The following is a 20418-nucleotide window of genomic DNA, read 5'->3' on the forward strand; positions in this document are numbered from 1 at the left end:
CGCCACGCGGAAGCATGACAGCAGCTCTTCGCTCGTCCAGTCGCCCGTGACTGTCAACGCGCAGGCGACGAAATCGTTCGCTCGCCTCCGGCATGCGCCATTCCGACGCAGGCAGGCCTCACGTGAAATCCTGCGTAAGCGTGGTCGCGATCCGCTCCAGCGCCCAATCAACCTGGTCGCCGGTGATCACCAGCGGCGGGGCGAAGCGGATTGTATGCTCGTGGGTATCCTTGGCGAGGATGCCTTCGAGCTGCAGGGCCTCACAGTAGCGGCGCGCACGGCCGGCTTCGGGATTGAGCTCGACTGCCAGCATCAGCCCGCGTCCGCGCACGTCGCGGACGGTGTTGGCGCGGATGCTTCTGAGGCCTTGCAGGAAGCGCTCACCCTGCACCGCAGCGTTCTCGATCATCCCTTCCTCGACGAGAACGCGGAGCGCCGCCCGCGCCACCGCGCAGGCGAGCGGGTTGCCACCAAATGTCGAGCCGTGCTGACCTGGTTTCAGAGTGCCGAGGACCTCGTTGTTGGAAAGCACGGCCGAGACGGGATAGAAACCGCCGGACAAAGCCTTGCCGAGCAGCGTCACATCCGCCTCGATACCCTCGTGCTGTTCCGCAAGCAGCTTGCCGGTGCGGCCGAGCCCGGTCTGGATCTCGTCGAGGATCAGCATCACCTCGTGCGCAGTGCAGAGCTCGCGCACCCCCGTGAAATAGCCTGCCGGTGGAATGATGACGCCGGCTTCGCCCTGGATCGGCTCGACCAGGAAGGCGACGGTGTTCGGTGTGATCGCGGCTTCCAGCGCTGCGAGATCGCCGAAGGGGATGATTTTGAAGCCCGGCGCAAACGGGCCGAAATGTTCGCGCGTGGCCGCATCGGTCGAGAAACCGACGATGCCGAGGGTGCGTCCATGGAAATTGTTGGCGCAGACGATGATCTCGGCCTGCCCGTCGGGCACCCCCTTCACCTCATAGCCCCATTTGCGCACGGACTTGATCGCGCTCTCCACGGCCTCGGCGCCACTGTTCATCGGCAGCACCTTGTGGGAGCCGGTCAGCTCTGCGATCTCTTCGTAGAAGGGAGCGAGTTGGTCGTTGTGGAATGCGCGCGAGGTCAGGGTCAGTCGGCCGGCCTGCTCGACCATCGCGGCCAGGATTTTCGGGTGGCAGTGGCCCTGGTTGACCGCCGAATAGGCGGAGAGGCAATCCAGGTAACGGTTGCCCTGGGTGTCCCAAACGAAGACGCCTTCGCCGCGCGACAGGACAACGCCTAGCGGCTCGTAATTGCGGGCGCCGAAGCGCGCCTCCCTCGTGATGAAATCAGCAACTGGCGGACTACTCATCCTTCGTCACTCCAGCTCACGTATTTCACGCATTCTAACCGATAATGCGTGGTTCGTTCAAAATGATGCGTGCTGGCGAGGGCCTCAGCCGATGGAGCAGGGCACGCTCAGGAAGCCGCGGAAACGCACCCGTCCGCCCCGCAACGGTTGACCGCTCAAGGCGTAGTTCGGGAAGCGCGCCAGGAAGCGCGAGATCGCGATCGCGCCTTCGAGTCGCGCCAGCGCCATGCCGGCGCATTGATGCGCCCCCGTCGCGAAGGCGAGATGGCGGTTCGGCGTGCGCGCGATGTCGAAGCGTTCCGGATCCGGAAACTGCGCGGGATCACGATTGGCCGCGCCGATGCACAGCGTGATCGATGTGCCGGCGTCGAGCATGACGCCGCCGAGCTCGACCCGCTCCGTGGTCATGCGGTTACCGAGCTGGTTCGAGCTCTCGTAGCGCAGGATCTCTTCCACTGCGGTCTTGATCAGGTCCGAATTGTCGATCAGCCGCTGCTTCTGATCCGGGTTCCAATGCAGCGCCACCAGGCCGTTGCCGATAAGATTGGTGGTGGTCTCGTGCCCGGCATTGAGCAGGAAGATGCAATTGTGCAGCAATTCCTTCTCGGTCAGCCGCTCGCCGTTCTCCTCGCCCTGGATCAGACGCGTCAGCACGTCGCGGTCGGGATTGCCGGGTTCTTGACGCCGGCGCGCGACCAGCGTCTCGAGATAGGCGAGGAAGTCCTTCACGGCCTTGTTGCCGCGCGCGGCGGCTTCGGTCGACACGACGGGTTCGAGCGCTCCCAGGATCGCCAGCGACCAGTCGCGGAGCGGCTTGCGCTCCTCGTGGGGAACATCGAGCAGATTGCCGATCACTTCGATCGGGATGGAGGCCGCGAAGTCGTCGATCAGCTCGCAACTGCCTTTGGCAGCGATGGCGTCGAGCAGGCTATCGATCAGCTTGATGAGGTCCGGCTCCATCCCTGCAATCGCGCGCGGCGACAACGCGCCCATGATCAGCCGCCGCACCCGGGTGTGAGAGGGCGGATCGTTGAAGACGAGGCTTGTGGTGTGGTGCTCGTAGAGCAGGGAGTCGCCGTATTTCGGCGCGAACTCGCGCTTCTTGTCCGAGCTGAAAGACTTCGTGTTCTTGTAGGTGGTGACGAGGTCGTCGTAGCGGGTCAGGAACACGGTGCCGTTCGGCAGGCGCTTGACCGGCTCGTTCTCCCGCAGTGCACGATAAGTCGGGTAGGGATTGTCGTAGAATTCGGGCGTCAGCTTCTCCAGATCGAAATTGGCTGCCAGTTCTCTCGCATCTGCGTTCATGCCGCCATACTCGCCGGTTGAGACCGATATGCCGTTTTCGCTGTTTCGAGCGATGCGGCTCACCGTCTACAGTCGTGCCACGATTTGCTCTGACCGGACAGGAAAATGCACGCCCGCGCTGATGCTGCCGACACGGCACCCGAATCGAGCACTCTTTGGCCCGATTATATTTTCGCGACATTGCAACGCTTCGACGTCCGGCAGGTGCCTTACGTGCCTGATGCCGGCCATTCGAAGCTGATCCAACGCGTGCAGGGCTCGTCCACCATGCGCGGCATTCCACTGACGACGGAAGAGGAGGGCGTGGCGCTTCTGGCCGGTGCCTGGACCGGTGGACAGCGTGGCGTGCTGCTGATGCAGTCGAGCGGGGTCGGCAATTGCATCAACATGCTCTCGCTGATCCCGATCCTGCGCTTCCCGTTCCTCACGCTGGTGACCATGCGCGGCGAGTGGGGCGAGTTCAATCCGTGGCAGGTGCCGATGGGCTCGACCACGCAGGGCGTCTTCGAACTCTCGGGCGTCAAGGTGCTGCGGGCATCGAACCCAGCCGAGGTTCCGGCCGTGCTCGAAGCGGCCGCGGCACAAGCCTACAACGCCCTTACGCCGACCGCAGTCCTGTTGTCGCAGCGCCTGATCGGCGCAAAGGTTTTCACCAAATGAGCAAGGCCAATCTCCTCGACCGCCGCCAGGTGGTGTCCGCGCTGCTTGCGAACCGCAAGGATCTCGTCGCGATCGGCGGCCTCGGCGCCTCCACCAACGACATCACCGCCGCCGGCGACCATGCGCGCAATTTCTACCTCTGGGGCGGCATGGGCGGCGCGGCGATGATCGGCCTCGGGCTCGCGCTGGCGCAGCCGAAGCTCCCGGTGCTGGTCATCACCGGGGACGGCGAGATGCTGATGGGCATGGGGAGCCTTGCCACCATCGGCCTGCAGAAGCCGTCGAATCTCTCAATCGTGGTGCTCGACAACGAGTGCTATGGTGAGACCGGCGGCCAGACCAGCCACACCTCCGCGGCCGCCGACCTCGTCGGCGTCGCCAGGGCCTGCGGCATTCCGGACAGCCGGGCGATCTCGACCATGGCCGAGGTGGAGGCTTTTGCCAAAACCGTCCATGACGTCTCGGCCGGGCCACGCTTTGCCAATGTGAAGATCGACAGCGCCAACGTAGAGCGGATTTTGCCAAGCCGGGACGGGACCTATATCGTCAACCGGATCCGCGGCGACCTCGGTTTCCAGCCGATCTAGGCCCCCGTTCGAATCGAACCTCAATCGGACCCGCCGGATCGTGCCGGCAGGCGGCCGCTGCTCGTAAATTTCCGTTGAATCTACAACCCATTTAGGTTGCGTCGCAGCATTGTGCTTGACTTTGGCGTGGGTGAGTGCTTACTCACTAACATGAGCTCACTACGCATGACGAGCGACCTGAGGCGTCAATTGATCCTCGGCGCCGCTAAACGTTGCTTTGCCCGACATGGCTATAACGGCACCACGACCAAGAGCGTGGCGGCGGCAGCTGCCATTTCCGAGGCGCTGCTGTTCAAGCATTTCCCGTCCAAGGCGGCGCTCTATGCCGAAATCCTCAGCGACGAATGCGAGGCCGACCCGGCGCTGATGGAGCTGCTCGAGCGGGAGCCGTCGACCGCCGCCCTGGTCGAATTGATCCGTGGCATGGTCCAGCATTTCCTCGAGATCGCCGACGGTCCCGACCAGGAGGAGGCGCAGCGCCTGCGACTGATGGCCACGAGCCATCTGGATGATGGCGAGTTCGCGCGCCTGCTATATGCCAAGATCGAGAAGCTGATCGGCGCGGTCTTCGTCGCCTCGCTCGAGCGCGCGGTCGCCGCGGGCGATGCGCGGCCTTGCGGCGGCGAGCCGCTCAACCTGTTCTGGTTTGCGCATCATTCGGTGATGACGGCTGCGCTGACCAGGCTGCCGGCCGCGCCCTGTCTCGCTTACGGCAAGGCGAACGATCTGGAGCGGCAGCTCTGTGAGTTTCTTCTGAGGGGTATAGGACTTAACGACGCCGCAATTGCTTCGCATCTGGACCGCGCTTTGGCGCCGGGTGCCGGCAAGACGGCGATTGCAGAAAGTGCATGACATGAACATCGTAGCCGAACACAAGATTTCGGGCGAACCGATCGACAACAAGGCTGCCAAGCGTCCCGTCAAGCCGGTGCGCTGGTTCCTCATCGTCGGCACGCTGCTGGGCGTGCTCGTCGGCGGCCTCGTCTGGTTCAATTCTTTCCGGGGCCAGATGATCAAGCAGTTCTTCGCCAACAACAAGCCGCCGCCGGTGGCCGTCAGCGCCGCCGAGGCGAAGTCGGAGGTGGTGCCGAACCTCTTGACCGCGGTCGGCGAACTCGCTGCCGTGCACCAGGTCAACGTCACCACCGACGTCAACGGCCGCGTCACCGAGATCAAGTTCGAGCCGGGCGCGCATGTTGATGAAGGCACGCCGCTGGTGCAGCTGTTCGACGCGCCGGAGCAGGGCGACCTCGCCAACTACAAGGCGCAGGCGACCGTGGCGCAGCTTTCGCTCGACCGTGCCAAGCAGCTCGCGTCGCGCCAGTTCGGTCCGCAGGCGACCGTCGATACCGCGCAGGCCGCCTACGACCAGGCGCTGGCCGGCATCGCCAAGACCGAGGCGCTGATCTCGCAGAAGCTGGTGCGCGCGCCGTTCTCCGGCGATCTCGGCGTCCGCAAGGTCGAACTCGGTCAGTATCTCACCGCAGGCACGGCCATCGTGTCGCTGACCGATCTGTCGGAGCTGTGGGCCAACTTCACGGTGACGGAAAAGGACTCCGGCAACCTCAAGGTCGGCCAGCCCGTCCGGCTAAAGGTCGACGCCTATCCAGGCCGCACCTTCGAGGGCAAGATCACGACGATCGAGCCGCAGATCTCGACCGACACCCGCAACATTCGCGTGCAGGCGACGATTGCCAATCCAGAGAAGATCCTGAAGCCCGGCATGTTCGTGACCACCACGGTGGTGCTGCCGGACAAGCCGGCGGTGATCACCGTGCCGGAAACGGCGGTGGACTACACGCTCTATGGCGATGCGGTGTTCGTGATCACCGAGAAAAAGGAAGACGACGGCAAGACCAGCCTGAGTGCGGTGCGCACCTTCGTGCAGACCGGCAACCGGGTCGACGGTCGCGCCGAGATCCTGAAAGGGCTGAAGGCGGGTGACAAGGTCGTCGCCGTCGGCCAGCTCAAGCTGCAATCGGGCGCTCCGGTGTCGATTTCGAACGACCCGGCACCGCAGATCCCGGCGCAGCCGCCGCGCTACTGACATAACGCTCGCATGATCCGGCCCGGCCGGATCATGCTTCTTGAGACAAAGAAATCGAGATTGCCGCGATGGCCTTTACCGATATTTTCATCAAGCGCCCGGTTCTGTCGGTCGTCGTCAGCCTGCTGATCCTGTTGATCGGTCTGCGCGCGGCGATGGTGCTGCCGATCCGGCAATATCCAAAACTGTCGAACACGGTCATCAACATCACGACCGTCTATCCCGGCGCGTCCGCGGACCTGATTCAGGGCTTCATCACCACGCCGATCGAGCAGGCGGTCGCCTCCGCCGAAGGCGTGGACTACATCACCTCGTCCTCGGTGCTCGGCACCTCGACGATCCAGGTCTACATCAAGCTCAATTTCGATCCGAACCAGGCGCTCACCGAGGTGCTCGCCAAGACCAACTCGGTCAAATACCTGATCCCGAAGGAATCCAACGACCCGATCGTCACCAAGACCACGGGCCAGACCACGGCCGTGATGTATCTCGGCTTCTCATCCGAGGAATTGTCGGGCTCGGCGATCTCCGACTATCTGACGCGCGTGGTGCAACCAGTGCTGTCGACCGTCGACGGCGTCGCCTCCGCCGACATTTTGGGCGGCCAGACCTTCGCGATGCGGCTGTGGCTTGATCCGGTGAAGATGGCAGGCCGCAACGTGTCGCCGGCCGACGTCGCCGCGGCGATCACCGCCAATAACTTCCAGTCCGCGGCGGGCCAGACCAAGGGCTATCTCATCGTCTCGAACGTCTCGACGAATACGGGCCTCACCGACGTCAACCAGTTCAAGAAGATGATCATCAAGGCCAAGGACGGCGGCTTCGTGCGGATGGAGGACATCGCGACCGTCGAGCTTGCCGCGCAGAGCACGGATGCGAGCGTCGCCTTCAACGGCGAGCACGCGATCTTCATCGGCGTGCAGGCGACCCCGCAAGGTAACCCGCTGACGCTGGTCAAGGGCGTGCGCGCGCTGTTCCCCGAGCTCGAGCGCAATCTGCCGCCGTCGATGAAGATGAAGGTCGCCTACGACTCGACCAAGTTCATCCAGTCGTCGATCGACGAGGTCGAGAAGACGCTGGGCGAAGCCGTCATCATCGTCATCGTCGTGATCTTCCTGTTCCTCGCCTCGCTCCGCTCGGTCATTATTCCGGTGGTGACAATCCCGCTGTCGATGATCGGCGTCTGCACGCTGATGCTGGCGCTGGGCTTCAGCTTCAACCTGCTGACGCTGCTCGCCATGGTGCTCGCGATCGGCCTGGTGGTCGACGACGCCATCGTCGTGGTGGAGAACATCCATCGACATCTGGAAGAAGGGAAGACGCCGGTACAGGCGGCGCTACAAGGCGCGCGCGAAATCGTCGGTCCGGTGGTCTCGATGACCATCACGCTCGCTGCCGTGTACGCGCCAATCGGGTTCCTCGGCGGCCTCACCGGCTCGCTGTTCCGCGAGTTCGCCTTTACGCTGGCGGGCTCGGTGATCGTATCCGGCGTGATCGCGCTGACGCTGTCGCCGATGATGTGCTCGGTGCTGTTGAAGAACACGGAGGAAGGCCGCTTCGCCAAGTTCGTCAACAAGGTGTTCGGCGCAGTGACGCGGTGGTATGGACGCAGGCTCGACCGCTCGCTCGACTACAAGGCGATCACCGGTCTGTTCGCGGTGACGATCCTCGGGCTCGTCGGCTTCCTCTATATGCACACCTCGAAGGAGCTCGCGCCCGAAGAAGATCAGGGCATTGTCTTCGCGGTGACCAAGGCGCCGAAATACGCCAACATCGACTATGTCGATTTCTACGGCGACAAGCTCGACAAGGAATTCCAGAAGTTCCCCGAGACCGATCTGCGTTTCGTGCTGAACGGCATCAACGGTCCGCAGGGTGGTATCGCCGGCATGCTGCTGAAGCCCTGGGAGGAGCGCAAGCGCTCGTCGATCGCGCTGAAGCCGCTGGTGCAGGCGGAGCTGTCCAAGATCGAGGGCGTCCAGGCGTTCGCATTCAACCTGCCGCCGCTGCCGGGCGGCCCGGGCGGCCTGCCGGTGCAGATGGTGATCAACTCCACCGCAGGGTTCCAGACGGTCTATGAGCAAATGGAGAAGCTGAAGGACGCTGCGCGCAAGAGCGGCATGTTCATCGTCTCCGACAGCGACCTCGCCTACAATCAGCCGAACGTGAAGGTGACGATCGACCGGACCAAGGCGCAGGATCTCGGCGTCAACATGCAGAACCTCGGCAGCACGCTCGCGGTTCTGCTTGGCGGCAACTACATCAACCGCTTCAATCTGGAGGGCCGTTCCTACCAGGTGATCCCGCAGGTGCCGCGCGGTCAGCGGCTCTCGCCGGATTCGCTCGGCGGCTACTACGTGACCACCAACACCGGCCAGCAGCTCCCGCTGTCGACGGTGGTGTCGATCAAGACCACCACCGACCCGAACTCGCTGACGCACTACAATCAGCTCAATTCGGCGACGTTCTCGGCGGTGCCGATGCCGGGCGTGACCATCGGTGCTGCGGTCGACTTCCTCGAGAGCGAGGCCAAGAAGCTGCCGCAGGGCTTCAGCCACGACTATCTCGCTGACAGCCGGCAGTACGTGCAGGAAGGCAATCAGCTCGCGATCACCTTCGGCTTCGCGCTGATCATCATCTTCCTGGTGCTGGCGGCGCAGTTCGAGAGCTTGCGTGACCCGCTGGTGATCATGATCTCGGTGCCGATGGCGATCGTCGGCGCCCTGATCCCGCTGTTCTTCGGCGTGGCGACCATGAACATCTACACCCAGGTCGGTCTGCTCACCCTGGTCGGCCTGATCACCAAGCACGGCATCCTCATGGTGGAGTTCGCCAACGAGCTCCAGATCAAGGAACGGCTCGACCGCCGCTCGGCCATCGAAATGTCGGCCCGCATCCGTCTGCGTCCGATCCTGATGACGACGGCCGCGATGGTCACCGGCCTGATCCCGCTGCTGACCGCCACCGGCGCCGGCGCCGCCAGCCGCTTCTCGATCGGACTCGTGGTCGTGGCCGGCATGTCCATCGGCACTCTGTTCACGCTGTTCGTGCTGCCGGCGGTCTACGTCGTGCTGGCAACCGACCACAGCAAGGAGGCCGAATCGGAGCGCAACAAGCAGATCGAGGCCATGGACCTCGGCTCCAAGGCGCTGCGGCCGACCTGATACGAAAGGCTAACTGAACGAAGAAAGGGCGGCATCGGCTGACACCGTTGCCGCCCTTTTTCTGTGGCCGCCATCGCCGATCATTCCGCGCAGCGGCGCCCCGGTATTGGACGACCTCTTTTCCCGCCCCTGCGAGAGACAAGGTCCAGCCTTCTTGCTAGGCTTGGCGGGATGACCATCTCCCTCCATCCCGACACCCCGCAAGCCCGGACGCTGCCTAGCGCGGCCCGTGGCAGCGCGTCCGATGGGGCGGAAGGGTCACGGATCAGAGTCCGGCTGTTCACTAAATACGTCGCGCTGTTCGTGGCGGTCGTGGCCATCGCGCTGCTCGCCAATGGACTGTTCGAGGTCTTTTTCTATTATCGTGAGCACAAGGCGTCGCTGATCCGGGTTCAGCACGAGCAGGCCGAAGCCGCGGCGGCCAAGATCAGCCAGTTCGTCAAGGAGATCGAGAACCAGCTCGGCTGGACCACCCAACTGCCGTGGTCGGCCGGCTCCATTGAGCAGCGCCGGTTCGATGCGCTGCGGCTCTTGCGGCAGGTGCCGGCCATTACCGAGCTCGCCCAGGTCGATGCGACCGGCAAGGAGCGCCTGCGCGTCTCGCGGCTCGCCATGGACGCCATCGACAGCGGGGTGGACCTGTCGAGCGATCCGAAATTTACCGAGGCCGTCGCGCACAAGGTCTATTACGGGCCGGTCTATTTCCGCCGGGAGTCCGAGCCGTACATGACGCTGGCGCTGGCCGGCGCGCGCAAGGATGCCGGTGTCAGCATCGCGGAGGTGAACCTCAAGCTGATCTGGGACGTGGTCTCCCAGATCAGGGTCGGCGAGCACGGACATGCCTATGTGGTCGGCCCGGAGGGACGCCTGATTGCGCATCCCGACATCAGCCTCGTGCTGCGCAACACCGACATGTCGGGGCTGGCGCAGGTGCGTGCGGCGCAAGCCGGCGACGGCGTCATGCCGGATTCGCTTCAGGAAGCGACCAACATCCAGGGACAGAAGGTTCTGACGGCGTCCGCGCCGATCGCGCCGCTCGGCTGGACCATGTTCGTCGAGTTGCCGGTGGAGGAAGCCTATGCCGCCCTCCATGCCTCGTTGGAGCGGCTCGCGATCGTATTGCTCGTGGCATCGATCTTCGCCGTGCTCGCCGGGATTTTTCTCGCGCGCCGCATGGTCGGCCCGATCCAGGCGCTGCGCAGCGGGGCTGAGCGCATCGGCGGCGGCGATTTCTCCCAGCGCATCTCGATCAGGACCGGCGACGAGCTCGAAGGGCTCGCCGACCAGTTCAACGACATGGGCGCCCGCTTGCAGGAATCCTATGCGACCTTGGAAAGGAAGGTCGAGCAGCGCACGGCGGAATTGAGCGAGTCGTTACAGCAGCAGACGGCGACTGCCGATGTGCTGAAGGTGATCAGCCGTTCGGCGTTCGATCTGCAAATGGTGTTGAACACGCTTGTCGAGTCGGCGGCCCGTCTGTGTGACGCGGACGAAGGCACGATCTTTCGGCCCAAGGACGGCGTTTTCTATTTGGCAGCAAGCTGCGGCCTCGGAGCTGAGCAGGAAAGTCATCTTCGGACGTTCGCTTCCGTACCCGAGCGAGGAAGTGTGGTCGGACGCACGCTGCTCGATCGCAAGACGGTTCATGTCCCGGACGTGCAGGCCGACCCGGAATTCGCGCCTTCTTCTGCTCGAAGGCGTTCTGACGTACGTACGATGCTTGGTGTGCCTCTGCTCCGCGAGGGTGCGCCGATCGGCGTGTTCGTTTTGACGCGGCACATGGTGCGGCCCTTTAGCGAGAAGCAGATCGAACTGGCGGCTACGTTTGCCGATCAGGCGCTTATCGCGATCGAGAATGCCCGACTGTTTGAAGAAGTCCAGGAACGCACTAGAGAGTTGTCGCGGTCCCTTGACGATTTGCGCACCGCGCAGGACCGCCTGATTCAGACCGAGAAGCTCGCTTCGCTCGGCCAGCTCACCGCGGGCATCGCCCACGAGATCAAGAACCCGCTCAACTTCGTCAACAACTTCTCCTCGGTGTCGACGGAGCTGATTGGGGAGCTCAACGAGACCTTGCGATCGGCCGCGCTCGACGACAAGACGAGGGAGGATGTCGACGAGTTGACCGGCATGCTCAAGAGCAATCTCGAAAAGGTCGTGCAGCACGGTAAGCGCGCCGATTCCATCGTCCGGAACATGTTGCTGCATTCGCGCGAAGGCTCCGGCGAGCATCGCCACGTCGACATCAACGCGGTCGTCGAAGAAAGCCTGAATCTGGCCTATCATGGCGCGCGCGCCGAAAGGCCGAGCTTCAATGTCACGCTCAAGCGCGACCTGGATCCCGCGGCCGGTGCTGTCAACATCTATCCGCAGGAGATCACGCGGGTCCTCCTCAATCTGATCTCGAACGGCTTCTATGCCTCGGCCAAACGCAAAGAGAGCGCCGGGGACGGCTTCGAGCCGACCTTGAGCGCGACGACACGGAATCTCGGCGGCAAGGTCGAGATCCGGATCCGTGACAACGGCACGGGCATTCCGCCCGAGGTGAAGGAGAAGATGTTCAATCCCTTCTTCACCACCAAGCCGGCCGGCGAGGGCACCGGGCTTGGCCTGTCCATGAGTCATGACATCGTCGTGAAACAGCACGGCGGAACGATTGACGTGAATACCGAGCCCGGCGCATTTACCGAATTCATCATCACGCTGCCGCGCACGTTGGCGGCGGGAGGCACTACCGGAGGCAAGACGTGAACGTTTACATCCTGGTCGTGGATGACGAGCCCGATGTCGAGGCGCTGTTCCGGCAGCATTTCCGGCGCGACCTTCGCGCCGGCCGCTTTCAGATGGAGTTTGCTCCGTCCGCGCCCGATGCGCTCAGACGCGCGGCCGAGGTCCGTGATCCCGCGCTGATCCTGATCCTGTCCGACATCAACATGCCCGGGATGAGTGGGCTCGACATGCTGCAGAAGGTTCGGGCCGAACATCCGCACGTTCCCGTCATCATGATCACGGCCTATGGCGACGCCGAGACGCACCGGAAGGCGATCGAGCGGGGCGCCGTCGCGCTCCTCACCAAGCCGATCGACTTCGCACAGCTGCGCCAGGAGATCGACACCAGGCTCGAGCAGGCGGCATGACGGCGACCATCCTCTTCGTCGACGACGAGCCCGATCTCGAAACGCTGGTCCTGCAGAAATTCCGCAGGCAGCTTCGCGAGGGGCACGTCAACTTCATGTTCGCGCGCGACGGCGTCGAGGCGCTCGAGTCGATCGCGCAGCATCCGCACGTCGACATGGTCGTCTCCGACATCAACATGCCGCGGATGGACGGGCTGTCGCTGCTGCAGAAGCTGCAGGAGGCCGAGGACAAGAAGTCGACCATCATCGTCTCGGCCTATGGCGACATGAGCAATATCCGCACTGCCATGAACCGCGGCGCATTCGACTTCCTCACCAAGCCGATCGACTTCGTCGACCTGGAGACGACGATCGAGAAGACCCTCCGCCATATCGAGATGCTGCGCGAGGCGCGCCGGCGCCAGATGGAGGCGGAGCGGGCCCATGCCGCCCTGTCGCGCCATTTCTCGCCGGAGCTTGCCAAGCGCCTGGCGGCAAGCGGCGAGGGCGACGGGATGGAAGTGCAGTGGCGCGACGTCGCCACCATCTTCACCGACATTACCGGCTTCACGTCGCTGATCGAGAGCGCGCCGCCCGAGACGCTCGGCGCGCTCCTCAACGAATATGTCGGAGGGATGGCCGAGGTCGTGTTCGGGCATGAGGGAACGGTCGCCAAGATCATCGGCGACGCGATCCAGGTGCTGTTCAACGCGCCCGGTGATCAGCCGGACTATGCGACGCGCGCAGTCGCCTGTGCCCACGACCTCGATGCCTGGGCGCAGGACTTTTGCGCACGCCAGAGGACGAAGGGCGTGAATTTCGGAATCACCCGCATCGGTGTCCATGCCGGGCCCGCACTGGTCGGCAATTTCGGCGGCAACCGCTTTTTCGACTACACCGCCTATGGCGATACGATCAACATCGCGGCGCGGCTGGAAGCCGCCAACAAATATCTGGGCACGCGGATTTGCGTGAGCGCCAGCGTTGCCGGGAGCGCCGAGAATTTTCAAGGGCGCCCGGTGGGAGACCTGATGCTGCGCGGGCGCAGCGAGCCCCTGCGCGCGTTCGAGCCGCTGCCGCAGGCAAAATTCGAAGCGCCGGCAACGGCGCAATACTCCGAGGCCTTTGCAAAACTCGAGGCAGGCGATGCCGCGGCCATGCCCGCCTTCGCCGCCCTGATCGGCGTGCATGCCGACGATCCCCTGGCCGGCCTTCATCTCAAACGCCTGCTCAACGGCGCCAAGGGCGTCCGCATGCAACTGGAATAGGAGCTCGAGATGACGCGCGAATTCTCCGCCGGCAATTATCGGTTCATCCCGTCCGTGTTCCAGTATTCGGCTGGCGCAGCGGCGGATGATGGCTACGAGATCGAGCGCGTTCGTTTCGACCGGCTGGTGCCACTGGCTGAAGGATTTGCGCGCGCTGCAAAATTCATCCAGGAGGCAGGGCGTCCGCTGACTGCCTTCTGCGCCTGCGAGCTGCGCTCGCCCGCCGCGTTCAGCGAGGACGGCTTTCGTGCGTTCAACCTGCATTATGTGAAGACGTTGTCCGAATGGGCCATCTTTGACGGGACGACCAATCCGGTCGCGCGCAGCAATGTCTGTCCCGAGATCGATCCGCCGTCCGAGCCGTCGTTCTATGCGTTCTCCTTCACGCGGCCGACGGCGGCAAAGTCTCCGACCTTTGTGATCGCTGGTGGCGCGGAAGCGCGCGAGGGCGGCGGCAGCTATGTCGAGCGCACCGTGCGCTACCGCGATCTCAGCCCGGAAGGCCTGCGGGAGAAGGTGCGCTTCACGACGACCTGCCAGATGGAGAACCGGATGACCGCCTTCGGCTTCGGCTGGAAGGACACCACGGGCGTGCAGGCCTATTCCGTGCACGACTTCCATCACGCGCTTGTGGACGAGCTGGTCCGGCGCGGCGCGCTGCGTTCGGGCCTCACCTGGCACTTCGCGCGGCCGCCGGTGGTCGATCTCGAATATGAGATGGATTGCAGGCGCGTGATGCGCGAGACGGTGATCTAGCGCTGGCGCGGATCAAGTGCGTCGCGCAAACCGTCGCCGAGCAGGTTCAGCGATAGCACCACCAGGAAGATCGCGAGTCCCGGCCAGATCGCCATCCAGGGCGCCTGAGTCAGGAAGCGCTGCGCGGCATTGAGCATGCTGCCCCAGGACGGCGCCGGCGGCTGCTGGCCGAGACCGAGGAACGACAGGGCAGCTTCGGCGATGATGGCGGCGGCGATCGAGAGCGTCGCCTGCACCAGCAGCGCCGGCAGGATATTCGGCAGGATATGCGCGAAGGCGATCCGCCACGGCGGATTGCCGAGCGCGCGCGCCGCTTCGACATAGTCCTCAGCCTTGACGCTCAGCACCTGGCCCCGGGTCAGGCGGATGAACACCGGCGTTGCCGAGATGCCGATTGCGATCATGGCGTTGCCGAGGCTTGGTCCCAGGAATGCCGCGAGCGCGATCGCGAGGATCAGGAACGGGCAGGCCAGCATGGCGTCGGTGATCCGGCTGATCAGCGCATCAATGAAGCCGCCGCGATAGCCGGCGAGCAGGCCAAGCGGCACGCCAATCCCAAGCGCGATCGCGACGGAGATCAGGCCCGCAAGCAGTGAGGCACGAGCGCCGTAGACGACCCGGCTCAGAATGTCGCGGCCGAGCTCGTCGGTGCCGAACCAGTGCAGCGCAGTGGGCGGTTTTCGGACCAGGCTCCAACTCGTGGCGATGGGATCGTAGGGCACGATAAGGGGTGCAAACAGCGCCAGGATGATGAAAAAGCAGAGCACCATGAGCCCCGCGACCGCGGCCTTGCGCTTGAACAGGCGCCGGCGCGCCCTGCGCGCGGGGCTGTCCAGCTCGCTGGCGTCGGCGTTGATCGCAAGAGCGGCGTCGGTCATGGCCTAGCCCCTCAGCCGCGGATTGACGAGGATATAGGCGATGTCGGCAATCAGGTTGAGCGTGATGTAGATCGTCGCCGTCACCAGGACAACGCCCTGCACCACGGCGTAGTCGCGGTTGAAGACGGCATCCACGATCAGCTTGCCGAAGCCGGGGATGGAAAAGATTTGCTCGGTCAGCACGGCGCCGGACAACAGCGTGCCGAGCTCGAGCGCTCCCAGCGTGATCACCGGCGTCAGCGCGTTGCGCATGGCATGCTTGAGAATCACCGAGCGCTCCAGGAGTCCCTTCGCCCGCGCCGTGCGGACGTAGTCGCTTTCCAGCACCTGCAGCATGGCGCTGCGGGTGTGCCGCATCAGGATGGCGGCAATCGCATTGCCGAGCACGAAGGCGGGCATGATGGTGGCGGCAAGGCTCGCGCGCCAGTTCTCGGTGAGCGACACGTAGCCCGAGGCCGGCAACCAGCCGAGCTCGATCGAGAACAGGAAGATCAGCATGATGCCGAGCCAGAAATTCGGGGTCGAGATGCCCCACAGCGCGAACAAATTGGCTCCGTAGTCCCAGGCGGTGCCTTTCTTCACGGCGGCGATGATGCCGGCGGGAATGCCGATCAGGAACGCGATCAGGATCGCCATCGAGCCGAGCTGGAGCGTGACGGGAAGCTTCTGCGTGATCAGCTCGCGCACCGGCATCTTGTTGCGCAGCGACTCGCCGAAATCGCCCCTCAGCACGCCCCCGACCCAATAGGCGTATTGCACCGGTATAGGCTGGTCGAGCCGGTATTGATGGCGGATTTGCTCGATGATCGCCGGATCGCGCTCTTCGCCCGCCATCACCAGCGCGGGGTCGCCCGGCAGCAATTGCTGCAGCGAGAAGATCAGCACCGAGACGAAGAACAGCGTCGGCACGATCTGGGCAAGACGGCGGGCGAGAAAGTTCAGCATCCTCTCGGCGTCACTTCAGCTTGAGCCCGATCACGCGCACGAGGCCATCGGGCATCTGCCGATAGCCTTCGAGCTTGGTCGTGTGCGCGATGATGATGCGGCGGTGGTAGAGGTAGAGGATCGGTTCCTCGTCATGGACAAGTTTCGCCAGCACTTCGTAACTGGCCTTGCGCTTGTAGAGGTCGGTGACCAGCCTCGCGTCATCGAGGGCCTTGTCAGCCTGCGCGTTGTCCCACCCGCCGTAGTTCTGCGGCGCGCCGCTGTGCAGGAAGACGTAGGTGTTCCCGTCGGGATCGACGCGTCCGCTCCAAGCGAGCATATAGGCCTGATAGTCGCCGGCCTCGGCCTGCTTGAGCCCGGTCGCGAATTCGGTGAGACGGATCTTCATGTCGAATCCGGCCTCTGCCGCCATCGACTGGATCACCTGCGCGGGGGTCTCCGTCTCTGCGCCCTTCGGCACCAGGAAATCGACGCTGACCGGCGGCGTCACGCCGGCTTCCTTCAGCAGCGCCTTGGCCTTCTCGACATTGCGGGCGCGGATCGGAAGAGACGTCTGATAGTAGGGATGGTCGGGATTGACCCATTGATTGCCGGGCTGGAATTCGCCGTTGAACACGACCTGGTTGATTGCGTCGCGGTCGATCGAAAGATCGAGCGCCTGCCGGACCTTTGCGGACTGGCTGAGGGGACCCTTGGCCTTGTCCTTGCCGATGTTGAGGGTGACGCCCTGATAGCCGAGCTCGATGGCGGTCGCGACCTTCAGGCGCGAGTCCGCGCGCACCTCCTTGAGGTCGGTGGCGAGCACGCGCTCGATCAGGTCGAGCCCGCCCGATTTCAGGTTCGCCAGCCGCACGGTGGCGTCGACGATCGGCTGGAACACGATGCGGTCGATGAAGACGTTGTCCTTGTTCCAATAGTCCGCGAACTTCTCGAACACGATGCGGTCCTGTTGTACGCGCTCGACGAATTTGTAGGGACCGGCGCAGACCGGATGCAGGCCGAATTTGTCGCCAGCCGCCTTCGCGGCCTTAGGCGAGACCATCATGCCGGCACGGTCGGTGAGCTGCGCGAGCAGGGGCGAGAACGGCGCCTTCAGCACCAGCCTCACGGTGAGGGGATCGACGACCTCGATGTGATCGACCGAGGCGAGCTCGGGCTTGCGGAAGGAGCCTGGGAACGTCAGGTGCCGTTCAAGCGAGAACTTTGCGGCTTCCGCATCGAAGGGTTCGCCGTCGTGGAATTTCACGCCGGGCCTGAGCTTGATGACGAGAGCCTTGCCGTCGTCGGCCGTCTCGCTCGACAGCGCGAGCTGAGGCACGATGTTGAGCTTCTCGTCGATGTCGAACAGCTTGTCACAGAACGCGGCGAACACGATGCGTCCGACATAGGTACGTGCCATGGTCGGATCGAGGACGTCAGGGTCCTCGGCGAGGCCAACACGCAGCGTGGTCTGGGCCTGGGCGGCTGCCGCAAACGACAATGCGAAAGCTGCGGCTATTGTGGCGAGGCGAAATTTCTTCATCGGACAGTCCCCATTGCTGCGGCTACGTCGCTGTCGGCCTTGCACCCTGTATACCAACCCCGGAGGGGGCAGCGCCTTCCGCCTTTTGGCTGAAGGCCGCGACCAATTTCGCCAGTGACGGCGAAAAGCCGCCCATCGCCGGCAGGATCGCGTCGGCGGACGGAAGCTCGGCGACGCGGTGACAGGCGGTGGCGTGGCCGGTGCCGTCAGCCACCAGTTCCGGCGGCTCGGTGCGGCAGCGTGCAACCACGAACGGGCAGCGGGTGTGAAAGCGGCAGCCTGACGGCGGATTGAGCGCGCTTGGAATCTCGCCCTCCAGCAGGACCGTGGTTCGCTTGGCATGGGGTTGCGGCAGGGGGATCGCGGACAGCAGTGCGCGGCTATAGGGGTGGCGTGGCGCGGCGAACAGCGCATCCGCCTCGGCCTCCTCGACGATGCTGCCGAGATTCATCACGGCCACGCGATCGGCGATGTGCTTGACCACCGCGAGGTCGTGCGAGACGAAGATATAGGCAAGTCCCAGCCGGTCCTGGAGCTCGCGCAGAAGGTTGAGGATCTGCGAGCGGATCGAGACGTCCAGCGCCGAGACCGGCTCGTCGCAGATGATCAGCTTCGGCTCGACCGCGAGCGCGCGGGCGATCGCGATGCGCTGGCGCTGGCCGCCGGAGAATTCGTGCGGATACCGACGCGCCAGCCGCGGCTCGAGCCCGACCAGCCGCAGCAGCTCATCGACACGTGCGCGCCGCCGCGGCGACGGCACAAGGTCATGCAAGGCCAGCGGCTCGCTCAGGATCTGGTCGACCGTCATGCGCGGGTTGAGGGAGGCGTAAGGGTCCTGAAAGATGATCTGCGCCTGGCGGCGGAATGCGCGCAAGGCGCCCGCGTCGAGCGAGAGCAGGTCCTGGCCGTCGAAGCGGACCGAACCGGCATCCGGCTCGATCAGCCGCAGCACGAGTCGGCTGACCGTCGACTTGCCGCAGCCGGATTCGCCGACGAGGGCGAGCGTCTTGCCCGCCTCGAGCGTGAAGCTGACGCCATCGACCGCCCTAACGAAGGCTTTGGGACGGCCGAGCAGCGAACGCTCGGCGACGAAATGCTTGACCAGGTTTTCAACCTCGAGCAGCGCCATCACGACACCAGGAGTTCGAGCGGTGCGCGGATGCAGCGCGAGAGGTGGCCGGGAGTGACCTCGACGAGTGGCGGCTGCGCCGCGGTGCATGCCTCGCGCATGAAGGGGCAGCGCGCGGCGAAGCGGCAGCCCGCGGGCGGTTGCGCCATGTTCGGCACCATGCCTTCGATCGTCGCGAGCTGCTCGGCGCGATGGTCGAGCCGCGGGATCGAGCCGAGCAGGCCGACGGTATAGGGATGCTGCGGGGAAGCAAACAATTCGTCAACCGGTGCGCGCTCGACGATCTCGCCGGCATACATCACCGCCACCTCGTCGCACACCTCGGCAACGACCCCGAGATCGTGCGTGATCAGGATGATGGCCGCGCCGCTTGCGGCCTTCAATTCACGCATTAGCTCCAGGATCTGGGCCTGCAGGGTAACGTCGAGAGCCGTGGTAGGTTCGTCGGCGATTAGCAGCCGCGGATCGCAGGCGAGCGCCATCGCGATCATCACGCGCTGGCGCATCCCGCCGGACAGCTTGTGCGGATACTCGTCGATCCGCCGCTCGGGCGAGGGGATGTGGACCCGGCGCAGCAGCGCGATGGCCCGCTCGCGCGCGCTTCTGCGGGAGCCGCCGCGGTGACGCAGGATCGTCTCGATGATCTGGTCGCCGATGGTGAAGCTTGGATTGAGCGAGGTCATCGGCTCCTGGAAGATCATCGCGAGCCGGTTGCCGCGCAGGTCGCGCAAGATCTGGTCCGGTGCCTGCAACAGATCGAGGCCGTCAAAGCGGATCGCGCCGGTGACCTCCGCGCTCTGCTTCGGCAGCAGTCCCATGATGGCGAGCGACGTCACGCTCTTGCCGCAGCCGGACTCGCCGACAAGGCCAAGCGTGGCGCCGTTGGCGACACTGAGATCGACGCTGTCGACCGCATGCGTGATGCGGCCATCGTCGCCGTGGAAACGGATGCGCAGCCCCTCGATCTCGATCAGCGGGGCGGCGCTCATTGGGCTTTCGTGCGTGCTGCAGCGATTCTGGTGTCAATCACGTCGCGATCAGTGTTGCCGGACGGGTTTTGCCGCGTCGGCAGGGAGTCGCGGAAGTGCACCCAGACCTCATGGCTGACTTGCTCGAGCCGTTCGAGCTCGCCGATCGGGTCGGGATGATCGTCGGCGCGCAGATCGAGTGCCGGCCATTCCTCTTCGCCGTGGATCAGGAGCGCGGCGGATTGCTTGCCGCGCTTGTCGCCGCCGGCGGCCTCGCCCGCGCGCATCGACATGAGCAGGCGGCGCGGGAAGGGCAGGCTGTCATTGGCGATGTAGGTCTTCGCGGTCTCATCGAGCACATCTGCGCCGGCGAGCATATTGCCGGCGACCGAAAAGCCGCCGCCCGCGATGTGCCCGAACCAGGCGGTGCAGTCACGCCCCGTATGCGCCGCGATCGCGCCGCTCGCATCCATGATATGGACCTGGCGGCTCTCGCGGCCGTCATCGGTCGCGAGCAGGGCGGCGAGGACGTCGTGCGCGTTCAGGCCTTCGCGCAAGAGCTTGACGCCATCGATGCCGTAATAGGGATTGACGAAAGCCTGTGTCGCGATGGCGCCGAGGCCCGCGGCGATGAAAGGCACGCGTGCGCCGACGGCGAAAAAGCGCGTCGCAACGGCGATGCCGAACTGGCCGGTGGCAGGATCTCGCGCAATGATCGACCATGTCATGTCGCTATC

17 protein-coding genes are annotated in these 20418 nt (G+C 64.4%); 9 read left to right on the top strand and 8 right to left on the bottom strand.

What is annotated here, in order from left to right:
• Positions 1-118: 118 nt before the first annotated feature.
• Both rocD and K289_RS0103845 read right to left on the bottom strand, forming a co-directional pair.
• A complete protein-coding gene (rocD, locus tag K289_RS0103840) occupies positions 119-1336 on the bottom strand; it encodes an ornithine--oxo-acid transaminase (protein ID WP_035683782.1) in 1218 nt (405 codons plus the stop codon).
• 84 nt (positions 1337-1420) lie between these two features.
• Positions 1421-2641, bottom strand: coding sequence for a cytochrome P450 (locus K289_RS0103845; RefSeq protein WP_027550267.1), 1221 nt, complete (start codon positions 2639-2641; stop codon positions 1421-1423).
• 105 nt (positions 2642-2746) lie between these two features.
• Here K289_RS0103845 and K289_RS0103850 point away from each other — a divergent pair, with 105 nt between their 5' ends.
• The 9 genes from K289_RS0103850 to K289_RS0103890 all read left to right on the top strand — a co-directional run bounded on the left by K289_RS0103850 (position 2747) and on the right by K289_RS0103890 (position 14239).
• On the top strand, positions 2747-3301 hold the full coding sequence (locus K289_RS0103850) for a thiamine pyrophosphate-binding protein (RefSeq protein ID WP_027550268.1): 555 nt from the start codon (positions 2747-2749) through the stop codon (positions 3299-3301).
• On the top strand, positions 3298-3888 hold the full coding sequence (locus tag K289_RS0103855) for a thiamine pyrophosphate-dependent enzyme (protein ID WP_027550269.1): 591 nt from the start codon (positions 3298-3300) through the stop codon (positions 3886-3888). Before K289_RS0103850 ends, K289_RS0103855 begins: the two co-directional genes overlap by 4 nt.
• 150 nt (positions 3889-4038) lie before the next feature.
• Positions 4039-4740, top strand: coding sequence for a TetR/AcrR family transcriptional regulator (locus K289_RS0103860; protein WP_084788544.1), 702 nt, complete (start codon positions 4039-4041; stop codon positions 4738-4740).
• Between the two features lies 1 nt (position 4741).
• Positions 4742-5935 (top strand): efflux RND transporter periplasmic adaptor subunit, encoded by a 1194-nt coding sequence (locus tag K289_RS0103865; protein WP_027550271.1) that lies wholly within the window; start codon positions 4742-4744, stop codon positions 5933-5935.
• A gap of 68 nt (positions 5936-6003) precedes the next feature.
• Positions 6004-9099: a MexW/MexI family multidrug efflux RND transporter permease subunit gene (locus tag K289_RS0103870; RefSeq protein WP_027550272.1), complete on the top strand. Its 3096-nt coding sequence runs from the start codon at positions 6004-6006 to the stop codon at positions 9097-9099.
• Between the two features lie 171 nt (positions 9100-9270).
• Positions 9271-11850: an ATP-binding protein gene (locus K289_RS0103875; RefSeq protein ID WP_027550273.1), complete on the top strand. Its 2580-nt coding sequence runs from the start codon at positions 9271-9273 to the stop codon at positions 11848-11850.
• The gene (locus tag K289_RS0103880; RefSeq protein WP_027550274.1) at positions 11847-12236 is read left to right on the top strand and encodes a response regulator; all 390 of its coding nucleotides are present in this window, start codon (positions 11847-11849) and stop codon (positions 12234-12236) included. Before K289_RS0103875 ends, K289_RS0103880 begins: the two co-directional genes overlap by 4 nt.
• Positions 12233-13483, top strand: coding sequence for an adenylate/guanylate cyclase domain-containing protein (locus K289_RS0103885; RefSeq protein ID WP_027550275.1), 1251 nt, complete (start codon positions 12233-12235; stop codon positions 13481-13483). The genes K289_RS0103880 and K289_RS0103885 overlap by 4 nt, the downstream gene beginning before the upstream one ends.
• 9 nt (positions 13484-13492) lie before the next feature.
• Positions 13493-14239, top strand: coding sequence for a hypothetical protein (locus tag K289_RS0103890; protein ID WP_027550276.1), 747 nt, complete (start codon positions 13493-13495; stop codon positions 14237-14239).
• On the opposite strand, the gene K289_RS0103895 is transcribed toward K289_RS0103890, so the two are convergent.
• Genes K289_RS0103895 through K289_RS0103920 form a run of 6 tightly spaced genes read right to left on the bottom strand, consistent with a single transcriptional unit; the run spans position 14236 to position 20409 of the window.
• The gene (locus tag K289_RS0103895) at positions 14236-15117 is read right to left on the bottom strand and encodes an ABC transporter permease (protein WP_027550277.1); all 882 of its coding nucleotides are present in this window, start codon (positions 15115-15117) and stop codon (positions 14236-14238) included. The two genes, K289_RS0103890 and K289_RS0103895, sit on opposite strands and share 4 nt — an antisense overlap.
• Positions 15118-15120: 3 nt before the next feature.
• Positions 15121-16062, bottom strand: coding sequence for an ABC transporter permease (locus tag K289_RS0103900; RefSeq protein ID WP_027550278.1), 942 nt, complete (start codon positions 16060-16062; stop codon positions 15121-15123).
• 10 nt (positions 16063-16072) lie between these two features.
• Complete coding sequence (locus K289_RS0103905) at positions 16073-17584, bottom strand: ABC transporter substrate-binding protein (protein ID WP_035683786.1); 1512 nt, start codon at positions 17582-17584, stop codon at positions 16073-16075.
• Between the two features lie 22 nt (positions 17585-17606).
• On the bottom strand, positions 17607-18713 hold the full coding sequence (locus tag K289_RS0103910; RefSeq protein WP_051310484.1) for an ABC transporter ATP-binding protein: 1107 nt from the start codon (positions 18711-18713) through the stop codon (positions 17607-17609).
• Positions 18713-19702 carry an ABC transporter ATP-binding protein gene (locus tag K289_RS0103915; RefSeq protein WP_027550281.1) on the bottom strand — a complete coding sequence of 330 codons (990 nt, stop codon included), beginning with the start codon at positions 19700-19702 and terminating at the stop codon, positions 18713-18715. Before K289_RS0103915 ends, K289_RS0103910 begins: the two co-directional genes overlap by 1 nt.
• Positions 19699-20409: a DUF1028 domain-containing protein gene (locus tag K289_RS0103920; RefSeq protein ID WP_027550282.1), complete on the bottom strand. Its 711-nt coding sequence runs from the start codon at positions 20407-20409 to the stop codon at positions 19699-19701. Before K289_RS0103920 ends, K289_RS0103915 begins: the two co-directional genes overlap by 4 nt.
• Positions 20410-20418 lie beyond the last annotated feature (9 nt).

It is taken from the genome of Bradyrhizobium sp. Cp5.3 (assembly GCF_000426265.1).
GTDB lineage: Bacteria > Pseudomonadota > Alphaproteobacteria > Rhizobiales > Xanthobacteraceae > Bradyrhizobium > Bradyrhizobium neotropicale.